The organism is Luteimonas sp. WGS1318 (assembly GCF_043187535.1).
In the GTDB taxonomy this organism is placed as follows: domain Bacteria; phylum Pseudomonadota; class Gammaproteobacteria; order Xanthomonadales; family Xanthomonadaceae; genus Luteimonas.
The window spans coordinates 2,788,481-2,803,013 of record NZ_CP171131.1 but is presented as its reverse complement, the minus strand read 5'-3'; the positions used below and the strand labels follow the sequence as shown (position 1 = coordinate 2,803,013).

Below are 14,533 nucleotides of genomic sequence, written 5' to 3'. Positions count from 1 at the left end.
AATCTTCTGTGGATTCGAACACGGTGATAGGCGCGGGCTGGAGAGCGCCTCGCTTATGCCCGATCTATCCGGTCGCAGGTGAATCAGAAAAGTGAGCCGATAAGCATTGGAGTGCCGTGCGGTCCGGCAAACGATCTGCTGGGCGCACTCAGCACCAATGCGGGACTACTGCCGATCAGAGATCTTGCTGGTACCGGATATACGGCACTGCACCTTCATCCTCGGCGGCCTCGGCCATCTTCGAGAACGGATTGCGTCCACGGGTCACGACGTTGTCGGCCCCGACGGTGAGCTGGCCGCTCCACGGCGTACGCCAGCTGACACCCAGTCCCAGGCCTTCCCACTTGGGAAGGCCGGGCGTGTCGACCACCTGGCCGACGATGTTGGCGCTGAATCGGCCGATGCCACCGCCGACGCTGACGCTGCGGCTGCTCCACTGGCTGCTCAGGTCGGCCGGAGCGGCCGCCGACGGGATCAGTGTCGCCTTGGCCAACGTGCCGGCGAGCGACACGTAGGCGTCATCGCCAATGTTCTTCTGGGCGAAGACGGTCAGGTCGTTGACGTCGACTTGGCTTCCCGCGCCAGATGCGCGCGACGGGGCGATCCAGGCGGGGAGGGTGTCGCGACCTTCGCCGACGCTCAGGCCGACATTGCCGCCCGGACGGCTGAAGGACGCCGTGCCGCTGGCGCGGCGGCTTCCGCCTGCACTGCCGTCGAGTGAGGCCAGCTGGCAATTGCGGGCCAGGCTCGCGACCGCGCCGTTGAAGCTGCTGCCGGGGCTGCACAACAGGGCGAGCGAGCGCCCCGCTTCGAGTCCGAAGGCGGCATCGAACTGGTTGTCACCGAAGCGCCACCGTCCCGCGGCCTGGTTGGCCGTTGCGGGCTCGAGTACGAGGAAGGCTTCGACCTTGCCGGACGTATCCAGCACCGGCAGCACCGTCTGCGCCCGACGGTCCTGCGCATGCACGCCCGCTGTCGCGGCGAGCGCGAGCGAACAGGTGAGCAGCAGACGGGTGACGGGATGTCGCATGGCCGATGTGACCGGATCCTGTGCCGGGAAGTTCCCCAATTTCGATCGAGGACTCTAAGGTATTTATGTTTATTTAACAATCCCGCCAGTGGTACACGCGCTCCACTGTCTACTGCATCCGTTCCGGTGATGCCACTGCGTCTGCCGCGGTGCGCAGCATCGTCTCAACCTCGTCGGGGCTGAAGCGGTAATCCTGGCCACAGAACTCGCAGACCACATGCACTTCCCCATCGACGACCGAGGCCCGTGCTTCGTCGGGGCCGAGCGACGCGATCATCGCCTCGACCCGTTCACGCGAGCAGGAACAGCCGAATTCCAGAAGACGCTCACCCAGCAACTGCGGCTCGTCTTCGGAGAACAGACGGGTCAGCAGCACCTCGTTGGGCCATCGGAGCAGTTCGGTCGTGGAGAGGGTGTCAAACAGCGTGCTGATCCGGTTCCACCCATCGGCATCGCCTTCGTCCCCGGGCAGGCGCTGGACCATCAGTCCGGCTGCATGGCCGCCGTCGACGGCGAGCAGCACGCGTGTCGGCAATTGCTCCGACTGGCGGAAATAGTCTTCGAATGCACCCGACAGCGTCGCCGAATCCAGGCTCACGAGTCCCTGGTAGCGCATCGGCTCACGTCCCCGGGACGGGTTCTCGATCGTCAGCGCGAGCAGCGCACCGTCGCCGAGGTCGCGCAGGTCGCGGGTCATCGACGCGGCGAGGTCGGCATCGAACCGGGCAATGCCGCGGATCGTGCCGGCGGCGGTGCATTCGGCGAACAGGGTGCGCAGGGCGCCGGGCGCGCGCAGTTGCACCGACAGCCGGCCATCGACCTTCGCATGGCCGGTGAACAGGGCGGCGGCCGCGCAGGCTTCGCCGAGCATCTCCTCGATCGCCGGAGGGTAGGGGCCATTGGCGCGCACCTGCCGCCAGGCCTCTGTGAGATGCACGCGCACGCCGCGCACGCCGGCGTGCGGCAGCAGGAAACGGGACAGGCGATCGGTATCCGGCGCGAAATGTTCGGTCATGTCTGTGCGTTGGCTATCGGGAAGTGATTGGCGGCACCGGGGCCGCCCGATAGAGTGGCCGCCATGACGCAGCGAGACGATGACGATGGGGGCGCGGGGGCGCATGCACAAGCGCCGGCGCGGCGTGGCCGTGGATGGCGCTGGCTGCGCCGGCTGTTGTGGCTTCCGGTGCTCGCGGTCGTGTTCACGGTGCTGCAGGTGCTGGTCCTGCGAGTGATCGATCCGCCCGGGTCGGTGTTCATGGCCATCCGGCAGGTCGAGGCTTGGTCCGGGGGCGAGGACGATTTCACGCTGTATTACCAGTGGCGGGATCTCGACCGCATCGCCCCGTCGCTGGCGGTGTCAGTGATCGCGGCCGAGGACCAGAACTTCGCCCGCCATCGCGGGTTCGACCTGGACGCGATCGAACAGGCACGTGCACACAACGCACGCGGGGGCTCGACGCGCGGGGCGAGCACGATCAGCCAGCAGACGGCGAAGAACCTGTTCCTGTGGGGCGGACGCAGCTGGGTGCGCAAGGGGCTCGAGGCCTGGTACACGGTGCTGATCGAGCTCCTGTGGCCGAAATCGCGGATTCTCGAGGTCTACGTCAACGTCGCCGAATTCGGCGACGGGATCTACGGCGCGCAGGCCGCCGCGCGGCGCCACTTCGGCAAGGACGCCGCGCAGCTCACGCCATCGGAGAGTGCACGCCTGGCCGCGGTGCTGCCGAGCCCGCGACGCTACAGCGCCTCGCGCCCGGGGCCGTATGTGCAGCGGCGCGCGCAATGGATCCAGCGCAACGCCCGCCAGATCGGTGGCGATGCCTATCTCGAGGGATTGAAGTGACCGTCGCCGATCAGCATCGGGACCGCCTGACGATCGTCATCGCGGCCTTCGACGAGGCGCGCGCGGTGCCGGCCCTGCAGCCGCGGTTGGCCGCGGTGATGGACCGCCTGGCCGAAGACGGGGTCGATGCGGGCGTGCTCTATGTCGACGACGGCAGCGGCGATGGCACGTGGGATGTGTTGCGTTCGATCGCCGATGCCGATTCGCGCGTCGCACTGCTGCGTCTGTCGCGTAACTTCGGGAAGGAGATCGCGCTGACCGCCGGGCTCGACCAGGTCACCGAGGGCGCGGCGATGATCCTCGACGCCGACGGCCAGGACCCGCCGGAGCTGATCCCCCGGTTCGTGGCGCACTGGCGTGAAGGCTACGACGACGTCCACGGCACACGCGTCAGCCGGGCAGGCGAAAGCTGGACCAAGAAGGCGACCGCGCATGCGTTCTATCGCGTGATCCAGCGGCTGGCGAAGACACCGGTGCCGGCGGATACCGGCGATTACCGGCTGCTGTCGCCGCGCGCGCTCGCTGCACTGCGGCAGATCCGCGAACGCCACCGGTTCATGAAGGGGCTGTTCGGCTGGATCGGCTTCAACCGGATCGCCATTCCCTACGAGCGCCACGCGCGGATCGCCGGCCGCAGCAAGTTCGGATTCTGGCGTCTGTGGAACTTCGCGATCGACGGTGTCACCAGCTTCTCGACCGCGCCGTTGCGCCTGGCGACCTATGTCGGCCTGCTGACCGCGTGTACCGCATTCGTCTTCGCCCTGTGGGTGATCGGCAAGGCGATGATGTACGGCGATCCGGTCGCCGGCTGGCCGACGATGATGGCGGTGATCCTGTTCCTGGGCAGCGTGCAGCTGGTGGCGCTGGGGGTGATCGGCGAATACCTCGGTCGTCTGTATGAAGAATCCAAGCAGCGTCCGTTGTACCTGGTGCGCGATGCGCGGGCGGCGCGCGACGCCGGCCGCCTGCTCCAGGACGCGGCGCAGGCCGAAACGCTGACGCCGCTCGATCGCTGACCTGTCGAGTTACTTCGCGTACTGCCCACCACAGTCGCTGTCCTCGCCGCCGCCCAGCTCCAGTGTGGCGAGCAGCGCCGCGGGTGGAGCAATGGAGCCGAGCGCCAACGCGACCGCGCCGCGCAGGCCGAGTCGCGCCATGTCCGGTCGGAAGCTGGGCGAGGCGAACGTGCCGCCGATCGTCAGCGGCGTGCGCAGCGCGAGGAAGCTGCGGTCCTTGGGGCGCGGGCGCAGTCGTAGATCGAGGCGTTCGTCGGCCAGACTGATCGTGCCTTCGCCGATGATGATGGTGTCTGTGGTGTCGAGCGCCATCGCGCGCGAGGTCATCTCGCCGTTCTCGACCTCGAACTCGGCGAAGGCGCAGCGGATGGGGATCTGCTGGTCCTTGCCGATCAGGTATTTCAGCGCTTCGTAGATGTCCAGGCCGGCGACTTCGACCAGCAGGTTGCTGACCCGGCCGGCGCCCATGCCCACCGCGACCTCGCCATCGGCGCCACCGAGCATCGCAGCGACGGAATTGCCGGTCGCGGCCAGCTTGAAATCGCCGCCGATCTTGCCCACGGCCTGGCTCGCCAGCGTGCTGTCCGGGAACAGGCCGCCGAGATCGACACGGCGTACCTGGGCCTGCAGCTGCGTGCGAATCGTGGCTTCGCGCGCATCCATGCGGATCGTCGATCGGATGTCGCCGCCGGCGACACCGAAGTTCAATGGATCAAGGCGCAGCACGCCGTCGTCCAGGACCAGGTGGGCGTCCATGTCGTCGATCGGCAGCTTGGGTGCATTGATCCGCTGCGCACGCAGGCGGACGTCGGCATCCATCGCGCGCAGCTTGTCGAGTTCGTAGGGTGTGTCGGGAATGATCCGGCCCTTCGCCGCGAGAGCCCGCTCGCGGGCGACGAGTTCGGGGTCCAGTTCATCGCCGTCCGCGTCGGGTGTGCCGCCGATGAAGCCGGCCAGGTCGTCGAAATCGAGGCGCTTGGACACGAGATCCGCTTCGAATCGCGGGCGCTGTCCGCCGACAGTGACCGCCGCCGAGCCCGACAGGTCGCTCTGGCCAACCTTGCCGGTGAAGGCGTCGTAGTGCCAGGTCTGACCGTCGCGGGTCAGGCGTCCGTCGAGGGCGTAGGGCGGCGTATCCGGCAACGCCACGCCGACCAGCGGGTACAGATCCTCCAGGTTGCGCCCGGAAAGCGCGAACTGCAGGTCGAAATCCCGCAACTGCAGCGGCGCGACCAGCGAGCCACGGACGTGGGCCCGTGTCGCACCCGCCCGTGCGCGCAGATCGAGGCGGTAGGGCTTCTCGGAATCCTGCAGTTCCAGCGGTGACTCGGCCACGCCCTCGAGGGTGAACCGGTTGCCGGTCCAGCGCCCGCCGCCTTCGACCATGATCGGCGGCGCGGCGTCCTCCCTGCGCGACTCCCGACTGGCCACGCGCACATCGATCATCGTGTCGCCCGGCGTATCCAGGTAGCGCATGCGCCCGTCGTCGACCCACAGGCGGCGGATCTGCGCGGGCTCACCGCCGCCGTCGGCGAGATCGAGGGCCCAGTTGCCCGCGCTGCCATCGGGATTGGTTTCCAGCAGAAACACAGGGCGCGTGAGCCGGATCTCGGGCAGGCGCACATGCCGCCGGAAGATCAGCGGCAGCAACTCGATCTGCAGTTCGAGCCGGTCGGCCGCCGCCATCACCGGTTCGTCGGCCCAACTCGCATTGGCAAAGCGCAACGTGTCCGCGCGGATGGTGGTGACACGGCCGAGATCGACGTCGAGATCGCCGCCGATGATCAGGCTGCGGCCGGTTCGCGCCTCGACCATACGTTCGACCGGGCGCTTGAACCAGTTCCAGTCCCACAGCAACACCAGCACCACGAGCGCAAGCACGAACAGCGCGAGCGCGATGCGCAGCGGATGGCCGGCGAACACCTGCCCGACCCGATCGAGGGGGCGGGTGGAGCGGGCGGCGGGGCGGGGCGGGCTGTCGGGCATCGGGCGTTCCTTTGTCGCCCACCATCAGCGTGCCCGGGTCAAGCAGCAGTGAACACCACGCCGGGATCAGCGGTCGGGCGTGTCGCCTTCGGCAGGCGGCGGCAGTGACGTGCAGGCGATCGTGCGGCCCGACGTCTGGGACAGCTCGACGAAATCCCCATCGGCAACGAAGCGCAGGCCGACCTCCGACCACACCGGCGGCCGGCTGCCCTGGATGGCGCCCAGATGCACCGTGCGTCCGTCGATCATGCGCAGGCGTGCGAACCGCCCGTCGCGGATGATGTCGACCTCGCCCGCAGTCGGGCAGTCGTAGCGTGCGGTCACGGTTTCGGTGTCCGGGACGGGCACAGCCGGCGCGGCCGGCGGGCCGGGTGTCGCGGGCGGCGCGGGCGGCGACGCACGATTACCACAGGCGGCGAGCGACAGCGCAGCGATCAGTGCGAGCGGGCGGAGGCCGATGGCCGACATGGAATGTCTCCGGAAGCGGGAACCACGGATGATAGAGCGGCGCCCGCAAGGCGCCGTCAGGCTCATCGTGCCGGCACCACCTGGGCCAGCACCGCGACGTAGTGGCAGACGCTGCCGGCGATGCAGAACAGATGCCAGATCGCGTGCGCGTAGGGAATCGAATCGCGCATGTAGAAGAACGTGCCGAGCGTGTAGAACACACCACCGGCGATGATCCAACCGAGCGTCCAGGCATCCAGTGCCGCAGCCACCGGGCCGATCGCGATGACCACGAGCCAGCCCATCGCGACATAGATCGCCGTCGACACGCCGCGGAAGCGGCCGGTGTAGAACAGCTTGAACACCACGCCGGCCAAGGCGAGGGTCCAGATGATGCCGAAGAGCCACCAGCCGAGTGGCCCGCGCAGGCCGATCAACGTGAAGGGGGTATAGGTGCCGGCGATCAGCAGATAGATCGCGCAGTGGTCGAACACCTTCAGCCGGCCCTTGACCACTGGGTGGCTGACCGCGTGATACAGCGTCGAGGCCAGATACAGCAGCAGCAGCGAGATGCCGAACACGATCGACGCGCCTAGCTGCCAGGCATTGCCGAACAGCGCCGCCAGCGTGATCAGCACCGCGCCCGCGGCGAGCGCGGCGGTCGCGCCGAGGCCGTGGGTCAGCGCGCTGGCGAATTCCTCGCGTCGCTGTCGCAGCGACGCTGCATGGGCGGTGGTATCGGACGTCATCGGGATCGAAGCAGGCGGGGGAAACCGATTACACCACAGCTCGATGACGTGCCGGCTCAGTCTGCCGAGACCGCGTGTGCATGCTCGCGCGTGGCCAGGAACTCGACACCCGAGGCGCGCTCCTCGGCCATCTGCAGGTTCACGCGGGTCGGCGCGAGATAGACCAGATGATCGGCGGCATCGAGCGCCAGATTCATCGCGTATTTGTCGCGGAATTCCTCGAGCGTCTTCGCGTCCTTGCAGCGGATCCAGCGGGCCGTGTTGACCTGCACAGGCTCGAAGCTGGCATCGACGCCGTATTCGTCCTTCAGCCGGTAGGCGACCACGTCGAACTGCAGCACACCGACCGCGCCGAGGATCAGATCGTTGCTCATCAGCGGCTTGAAGAACTGCGTGGCGCCTTCCTCCGACAGCTGGGCCAGGCCCTTCTGCAACTGCTTGAGCTTGAGTGGATCGCGCAGGCGCGCGCGGCGGAACAGTTCCGGCGCGAAGTTTGGGATGCCGGTGAAGGCGATGTTCTCGCCCTCGGTGAAGGTGTCGCCGATCGAGATCGTGCCGTGGTTGTGGATGCCGATCACATCGCCCGGATACGCCTCGGCGGCGATCTCGCGATCACTGGCCATGAAGGTCAATGCATTGGCCAGCTTGAGCGGCTTGCCGGTGCGCGGCTGGAAGACCTTCATGCCGGCTTCGAACCGGCCCGAACACACGCGCATGAACGCCACGCGGTCGCGGTGCATCGGATCCATGTTCGCCTGGATCTTGAACACGAAGCCGGTGAGCTTGTCTTCCTGCGGCGCCACTTCGCGCGTCGTCGTCTCGCGCACCTGCGGCGGCGGGGCGTGTTCGACGAAGAAGTCCAGCAGCGGCTGCACGCCGAAGTTGTTGACGCCCGAGCCGAAGAACACCGGCGTCTGCGTGCCGGCGCGATAGGCCTCGAGATCGAAGGGATGGCTGGCGCCCTGCACCAGTTCCAGTTCGTCGCGCAGGTCGGCCAGCATCTTCTCGCCGATCTTCTCGGCCAGGCCGGGCGCATCGATCGACGGGAAGATCGTCGAATCCTGGCGGGTGAAGTTGCGGCCCGGCTCGTAGAGATGCACTTCGCCGGTCACCAGATGCACCACGCCCTTGAGGCGCTGCCCCATGCCGATCGGCCAGGTCACCGGCGCGCACTGGATGCCGAGCACGGTTTCCACTTCATCGAGCAGATCGATCGGGTCCTTGCCCTCGCGGTCGAGCTTGTTGATGAAGGTCATGATGGGCGTGTCACGCAGCCGGCAGACCTCCATCAGCTTGATCGTGCGTTCCTCGACGCCCTTGGCGACGTCGATCACCATCAGCGCCGAGTCGACCGCGGTCAGCACGCGATAAGTGTCCTCACCGAAGTCGGCGTGGCCGGGCGTGTCGAGCAGATTGACGACGCGGCCCTCGTAGGGGAACTGCATCACCGAGCTGGTCACCGAGATGCCGCGTTCCTTCTCCAGCGCCATCCAGTCGGACGTCGCATGGCGCGCGGCCTTGCGACCCTTGACCGAGCCGGCCATCTGGATCGCACCGCCGAACAGCAGCAGCTTTTCGGTCAGCGTGGTCTTGCCGGCGTCGGGATGCGAAATGATCGCGAACGTGCGGCGGCGGGAACTTTCGGAGGCGACGTCGGGCATGCGGGCGGCCGCGCGGGTGCGCGCAGTCTGGAATCAGGAAGCCGGCGATTATACGCGGGTGCCTGCGGCCGCCGACGTCAGCGCACCGCCGCGTTCATGGGCAGCGTGAAGCGCAGGATGCCGCCCGGTCCGAACATCCGGAACGGCAGCGATTCCAGACGCAGGCCGCGGTTGGCCTGCACGACGAAATGCAGGTGCGGCCCGCTGCTCGCGCCGGTGTTGCCCGAGAACGCGATCACCTGGCCGCGCCGCACCCGCTCGCCCGCCGCGACGATCACGCCGCCGCGCTGCAAGTGCGCGTACAGCGCCATCGTGCCGTCGTCGTGCAGCACACGGACGAAGTTGGTCCGGTCTGCGTCGTCGTTGTGGGCGGGCGTGCGGCCGATGCCGGATTCGAACTGCAATACCACGCCATCGCGTGCGGCGAGGACCGGAGTGCCTTCGTCGGCGGCGAAGTCCACGGCGTAGCGGTTCTCGTCGTCGGTATGGCTGAAGCCGCCGCCGAAGCCCTGGGTGATGCGCAGCGGGGCGCCGCGCAGCGGATAGACGTACTCGACGTCGCGCGGCTGTGCGCCGGGCGCGCCGGGGACGACGTGCAACTGCAGCGTCGACGCCGCGACACCTTCGGCGAGTCGCGCGATCACGACACGGCCGCCGGCCGGAATCGTGGTCCGGACCGGCAGCGGCGGATCGCTGCGCGGCGATGGTCCGGCGGTGTCGAGCAGCACCTCGGCCGGGCCGGCGAGGTCGTTGTGGGCGCGCAGTTCGATGCCGTCCGGCGTCGCGCGCCGATGCAGGCTGACGCCGGGTGCGGACTGTGCACGTGCGCCGAACCCGGCATCGTGCGCCCGGGCCCAACCGGCGCCGGCGGCGACCAGGACCAGCACCGCGCCGAGGCGCGCGCGCCATCGATTCCAGCCCGTCATCGCGCCGCTAGTCCACGCAATGGCGGTCGAGTCGCGCGGCGGCCGCGACCTTACCCAGGTCGAACGCGACGACGGCACGATCATCGTGCACGGCGAACAGCGCGCCGTGCGGGAAGCGGGACGTGGCGCCCGCATACAGGGCGATGCCGTCGGTCTGTGCGGCGACCGCCCCGGTGAAGCGGCCCGCCGGCGCCAGCGTTTTGCGGTCGAACAGATGGAAGACCGTGCGCGGGCGCTGCTGGTCGGCGGCGATCCAGTAGCCGGCATCCATCGTGCACGGCCAGAGTGCGATCCCCTCCGGCTCACCGGCAAACGTGTCGGCCGCCAGGGATGTGCGGCGCGGTCGACCGTCGAGCCGGTAGTCGCGCAGCGTGGCGCCGTGGCGCGTGTCCTCGTCGGCGATCAGCAGGCGGTCGTAGGCGGGGTCGCCGGCGATCGACTCCACGATGCGCAGCGCCCGGTCCGGCGTGGTCGCCCCGAAGCTGCCGATCAGGCGGGCCGACAGTGCATCGGCCTCATCGAGCGTGACCCGATAGCGGCGCACGCGCTCGTCCAGCGTGTCGAACGCTGGCACCCCGGTGTGGGCGGGCGGGTCCATGAAGCTGTCGGTGACGTAGACCTCCAGCACGCCGGGCGCGGCTTCGTGCAACCAGATGCCATAGGGGCTGCGGAGTTCGGGCGTGCCGAAGACCAGGCGGGGCGCGAAGTCAGGCAGGGACAGCACCTGCACGCGGCGGTTGTCGCGCTCGACCACGAACGCGAGGTCCCCGTAGACCGCGATGCCATTGGGTCGATCGAAGCGGCCGGGCGTCGTTCCCGGGCCGCCGACGGTGCGCAGAGTGGCGCCCGTGTCGGCATCGAGCACGCGCAGGGTGTCGCTGTGCTTGTCGGTGACCAGCAGCCAGGTGGCGCCGTCGGGCGTCGGCCAGGCCGCCAGTGAATCCAGTTCGCCGCCGTCGACCGGGGCGGATCGCCAGGCTTCGTCCACGACCGGGCGCGCGTCGTCGCCTGCGGCGCGGGGGCGGAGGTCCGTGGGCGGTGTGGTGGCGCAGCCGGCCAGCAGCGTGATCAGGAACAGGAACGGGATGCGCATCGGGAAAGTATGCCTGCGGCGTCGGCGGGCGCATGGACGCCCGCAAACGATTGCAGACGAAATCATTCCATCGCTCAATCCGGATGAAGCGATTGACTTCCGGTGAAACGGCTGGCAACCTGCGCGACATCCATCGAGACCGGCGGAGGGACAGGCCCTTTGATGCCGGGGCAACCTGATGGCGCTGCGCACCGCGCGGCGTCGTCGCGGTGCCAAGTCCTGCGGGGACCTGTGCGTCCACCGGAAGATGGCCATGCGTCGCCGCGCGATCTCGCGTGCGATGCATCCGTCCCCGTGACGGCTTCCGGTTCCCTGCAGTGCGCGATGGCCTTGTCCTCTTTCGGATATCGCCAGATGAGCCTCGTCGACACCGCCTACCGTCTTCCCGATGCCGCGCACGAGCCCCTCGATCCCGCCTCGCTCGCGCTCGAGGAACTGCTTGCCACCCGCGGCCGTGTCCGGATCGAACTGGCCCTGCGCCACGCCGGCCCGCGTCGTGTGGACATCGATTACGAGCTGCAGGGCGCGGCAGGTGCGCCAGTGGTGGTGGTTGCAGGCGGGATCTCCGCGCACCGGCACCTGGCGTCGAACGCCGCGTGCCGCGAAGCGGGCTGGGCCGAGCATCTGGTCGGGCCGGCCCGCGCCCTGGATCCACAGCGGGTGCGTCTGCTCGCGATCGATTTCCTCGGCGCGGACGGGGCGCTCGATGTGCCGCTCGACACTGCCGACCAGGCCGATGCAGTCGCGGCTGTGCTCGATGCGCTGGCGATCGACAAGCTGCAGGCGTTCGTCGGTTACTCCTACGGCGCGTTGGTCGGGCTGCAGTTCGCTGCGCGGCACGGCGCGCGGCTGCAGCGCCTGGTCGCCGTGAGTGGCGCGCACCGCGCGCATCCCTATGCCGCGGCATGGCGCGCGCTGCAGCGTCGTGCGGTCGCGCTGGGCCAGCTGCAGTGCGCCGAGCGCCAGGGCCTGTCGCTGGCGCGCCAGTTCGCGATGCTGAGCTACCGGACGCCGGAGGAATTCGCCGAGCGGTTCGACGCGGCGCCCGAAGTCGTCAACGGCCGTGTGCGTGTCGCCGCCGAGGACTATCTGGATGCCGCCGGCGCGCGCTACGTGGCACGGACGCCGGTGACCGCGTGGCTGCGCCTGTCCGAATCGATCGACCTGCACCGGGTCGACCCCACGCAGGTCCGCGTGCCCACGACCGTCGTCGCGGTCGAAGGCGATCGCCTCGTGCCGCTGGCCGATGCGGTCGCGCTGCTGGAAGGGCTCGGCGCCTACGGCCGTCTGCGCGTCTTGCGCTCGCCCTACGGCCACGACGCCTTCCTCAAGGAAACCGACCGCATCGACGCGCTGCTGACCACAGCGGTGCACGCCCCCATTCCGTCCGGAGAATCCGCATGAGCATCCAGTCCACCGACCACGCCACCACCGGCTGTCGTCCCGCGACCCGCGCCGTGCGCGCCGGCATCGATCGCGATCCCGCCTACGGCGCGGTGACGCCCTCGCCGGTGCTGTCGAGCAATTTCAGTTTCGCCGGCTTCGGACAGAAACGGCAGTACGACTACACGCGCAGCGGCAATCCAACGCGTGACCTGCTGGCCGAAGCGCTGGCCGAGCTGGAAGGCGGCGCCGGCGGCGTGATCACCTCGACCGGCATGGCCGCGATCACGCTCGTGCTCAACGCGCTGCTGCAGCCGGGTGACCGCCTGGTGGTGCCGCACGATGCCTACGGTGGAAGCTGGCGCCTGTTCGACGCCCTGGCGCGCAAGGGCCACTTCGAACTGGTCACTGCCGACCTCACCGATCCGCGCGCGCTGGCCGATGCGCTGGCACAGGCGCCAAAGCTGGTGCTGATCGAAACCCCGTCCAATCCGCTTCTGCGCATCACCGACCTGCGTTTCGTCATCGAGGCCGCGCATCGCGCCGGGGCGTTGGCGGTCGTCGACAACACCTTCCTGTCGCCGGCGCTGCAGCGGCCGATCGAGTTCGGCGCCGACATCGTGCTGCACTCGACCACCAAGTACATCAACGGGCACAGCGACGTCGTCGGCGGCGCGGTGATCGCGCGCGACGCCGAGTTGCACGCGCAGCTGGTCTGGTGGGCGAATGCGCTGGGCATCACCGGCGCGCCGTTCGACAGCTTCCTGACCCTGCGCGGGCTGCGCACGCTGGATGCACGCCTGCGCGTGCACCAGGAGAACACCGCCGGCATCGTCGCGTTGCTGGATGCGCATCCGGCGGTCGCGCGGGTCTGCTATCCGGGGCTCGCCTCGCACCCGGGCCACGCGGTTGCCGCGCGGCAGCAGTCGGGCTTCGGCGCGATGCTCTCGTTCGAACTCGCCGCGGTGCCGGGCGTGGCCACAGTGGAGGTGGTGCGCGCGTTCGTCGACGGCCTGCAGCAGTTCACGCTGGCCGAGTCGCTGGGCGGCGTTGAAAGCTTGGTCGCGCATCCGGCCACGATGACCCATGCGGCGATGTCGCCTGACGCGCGTGTCGCGGCCGGGATTTCCGATTGCCTGCTGCGCCTGTCGGTGGGAATCGAGGCCTGGGAGGATCTGCATGCGGATCTGGTCGCCGCGCTCGATCGTGTGGCGGCCTGCGCCGATGCGGTCGCGCGCCCGGCACGCGCGGGAGTGGACGCATGAGCGCGGTGGTGTCGTTGCGGCGTGCACGCCAGGCCGCGCCACGGCCCGCGCGGCTCGCACTGCTCGGGACCGGCGGCGTCGGCAGCGCCTTCGTCGCGCGGTATGCGCGGCTCGCGGCCAATGGCACGGTGCTGCCGGCGGTGTCGTGGATCTGCAATTCGCGCACCCAGGTCGCTGGCGGCGCGGATCTTGCGGCGGCGCTGCGTGACGCGCGTGCCGCGGCGCCGACGCGCGGCGGGTTTCCGCCATGGGCCGAGGGCGAAAGTCCGCAGCGTGGCGACATCGTCGTCGACGCCACCGCCAGCGAGACCGTCGCCGACTGGCATTCCGAATGGCTGGCCCGCGGCATCCACGTGGTCACCGCGAACAAGCTCGGCACCGGCGGCGAACTCGGCCGCGCGCAGGCGATCGCCGATGCGCTGGCCGACACCGGCAGCCGCTACGGCGACAGCGCGACGGTCGGCGCCGGCCTGCCGCTGCTGCGCAGCCTGCGCGCGCTGGTCGACGGCGGCGACCGCATCCACGCGATCGAAGGTGTGCTGTCGGGATCGCTGGCCTGGCTGTTCGGGCGCTTCGACGGCACGCGGCCGTTCAGTGCGCTGCTCGCCGAAGCGCGTGATGCCGGTTACACCGAGCCCGATCCGCGCGTCGATCTGTCGGGCGAGGACGTGCGGCGCAAGTTGCTGATCCTCACCCGCGCCTGCGGCTTCGCGCTGCCCGGTCACGAGGTCGACGTGCAGTCACTGGTGCCGCCGGCGCTGGCGACCTGCACCCCCGAGGTGTTCGAACGTGACGGCGCGTTGCTCGACGCCGCCTTGGAACAGCACCGCGCGGCGGCGGTGGCCGAGGGGCGCGTGCTCCGTTTCATCGCGCGGTTCGAAGCGGGGCAGGGCGCGCAGGTCGGCCTGCAGGCGGTGCCGCCCGACCATCCGCTGGCGAGCGGCGTGGGCACCGACAACCGGGTCGCGATCCGCAGCGACCGCTATCGGGATCAGCCGCTGGTGATCCAGGGGCCGGGTGCGGGTGCCGAGGTCACCGCGGCAGCGTTGCTCGACGACGTGCTCGCGATCGCTCACGCCCATTCGGGCTGACTGTGACGCAAGGGCGGGGTGCCTGAGGCGGGCAGACGCTTGA

13 protein-coding genes and 1 riboswitch are annotated in these 14,533 nt (G+C 69.3%); of the genes, 5 read left to right on the top strand and 8 right to left on the bottom strand.

The window, feature by feature from the left end; all coding sequences use genetic code 11:
• Positions 1-175: 175 nt before the first annotated feature.
• Both ACF3M1_RS12745 and ACF3M1_RS12740 read right to left on the bottom strand, forming a co-directional pair.
• Positions 176-1,030, bottom strand: a complete 855-nt coding sequence (locus tag ACF3M1_RS12745; RefSeq protein WP_394001195.1) for a hypothetical protein — start codon at positions 1,028-1,030, stop codon at positions 176-178.
• Between the two features lie 109 nt (positions 1,031-1,139).
• Positions 1,140-2,045 (bottom strand): Hsp33 family molecular chaperone HslO, encoded by a 906-nt coding sequence (locus ACF3M1_RS12740; RefSeq protein WP_394005269.1) that lies wholly within the window; start codon positions 2,043-2,045, stop codon positions 1,140-1,142.
• A gap of 63 nt (positions 2,046-2,108) precedes the next feature.
• Between ACF3M1_RS12740 and mtgA the strand changes: the two genes are divergently transcribed.
• Both mtgA and ACF3M1_RS12730 read left to right on the top strand, forming a co-directional pair.
• Positions 2,109-2,873: a monofunctional biosynthetic peptidoglycan transglycosylase gene (gene mtgA / locus ACF3M1_RS12735; RefSeq protein ID WP_394001193.1), complete on the top strand. Its 765-nt coding sequence runs from the start codon at positions 2,109-2,111 to the stop codon at positions 2,871-2,873.
• A complete protein-coding gene (locus tag ACF3M1_RS12730; protein WP_394001191.1) occupies positions 2,813-3,889 on the top strand; it encodes a glycosyltransferase family 2 protein in 1,077 nt (358 codons plus the stop codon). The genes mtgA and ACF3M1_RS12730 overlap by 61 nt, the downstream gene beginning before the upstream one ends.
• A gap of 9 nt (positions 3,890-3,898) precedes the next feature.
• Here ACF3M1_RS12730 and ACF3M1_RS12725 read toward each other — a convergent pair whose 3' ends face one another.
• The 6 genes from ACF3M1_RS12725 to ACF3M1_RS12700 all read right to left on the bottom strand — a co-directional run bounded on the left by ACF3M1_RS12725 (position 3,899) and on the right by ACF3M1_RS12700 (position 10,817).
• Positions 3,899-5,875: an AsmA family protein gene (locus ACF3M1_RS12725; protein ID WP_394001189.1), complete on the bottom strand. Its 1,977-nt coding sequence runs from the start codon at positions 5,873-5,875 to the stop codon at positions 3,899-3,901.
• A gap of 66 nt (positions 5,876-5,941) precedes the next feature.
• A complete protein-coding gene (locus ACF3M1_RS12720) occupies positions 5,942-6,343 on the bottom strand; it encodes a hypothetical protein (protein ID WP_394001187.1) in 402 nt (133 codons plus the stop codon).
• Between the two features lie 62 nt (positions 6,344-6,405).
• Complete coding sequence (locus tag ACF3M1_RS12715) at positions 6,406-7,071, bottom strand: hemolysin III family protein (protein ID WP_394001185.1); 666 nt, start codon at positions 7,069-7,071, stop codon at positions 6,406-6,408.
• A gap of 56 nt (positions 7,072-7,127) precedes the next feature.
• Positions 7,128-8,732 (bottom strand): peptide chain release factor 3, encoded by a 1,605-nt coding sequence (locus ACF3M1_RS12710; protein WP_394001183.1) that lies wholly within the window; start codon positions 8,730-8,732, stop codon positions 7,128-7,130.
• Positions 8,733-8,809: 77 nt separating this feature from the next.
• The gene (locus tag ACF3M1_RS12705; RefSeq protein WP_394001181.1) at positions 8,810-9,658 is read right to left on the bottom strand and encodes a M23 family metallopeptidase; all 849 of its coding nucleotides are present in this window, start codon (positions 9,656-9,658) and stop codon (positions 8,810-8,812) included.
• A gap of 7 nt (positions 9,659-9,665) precedes the next feature.
• A complete protein-coding gene (locus ACF3M1_RS12700; RefSeq protein WP_394001179.1) occupies positions 9,666-10,817 on the bottom strand; it encodes a phytase in 1,152 nt (383 codons plus the stop codon).
• Positions 10,818-10,878: 61 nt separating this feature from the next.
• A riboswitch (SAM riboswitch) is annotated at positions 10,879-11,005 on the top strand.
• A gap of 100 nt (positions 11,006-11,105) precedes the next feature.
• Here ACF3M1_RS12700 and ACF3M1_RS12695 point away from each other — a divergent pair.
• From ACF3M1_RS12695 to ACF3M1_RS12685, 3 genes are read left to right on the top strand one after another with little or no spacing between them, the layout of a single operon-like run.
• A complete protein-coding gene (locus tag ACF3M1_RS12695; protein ID WP_394001177.1) occupies positions 11,106-12,155 on the top strand; it encodes a homoserine O-succinyltransferase in 1,050 nt (349 codons plus the stop codon).
• 2 nt (positions 12,156-12,157) lie between these two features.
• A complete protein-coding gene (locus tag ACF3M1_RS12690) occupies positions 12,158-13,399 on the top strand; it encodes an O-succinylhomoserine (thiol)-lyase (RefSeq protein WP_394005268.1) in 1,242 nt (413 codons plus the stop codon).
• Complete coding sequence (locus ACF3M1_RS12685; protein ID WP_394001175.1) at positions 13,396-14,490, top strand: homoserine dehydrogenase; 1,095 nt, start codon at positions 13,396-13,398, stop codon at positions 14,488-14,490. Before ACF3M1_RS12690 ends, ACF3M1_RS12685 begins: the two co-directional genes overlap by 4 nt.
• The last annotated feature ends 43 nt before the right edge of the window (positions 14,491-14,533 follow it).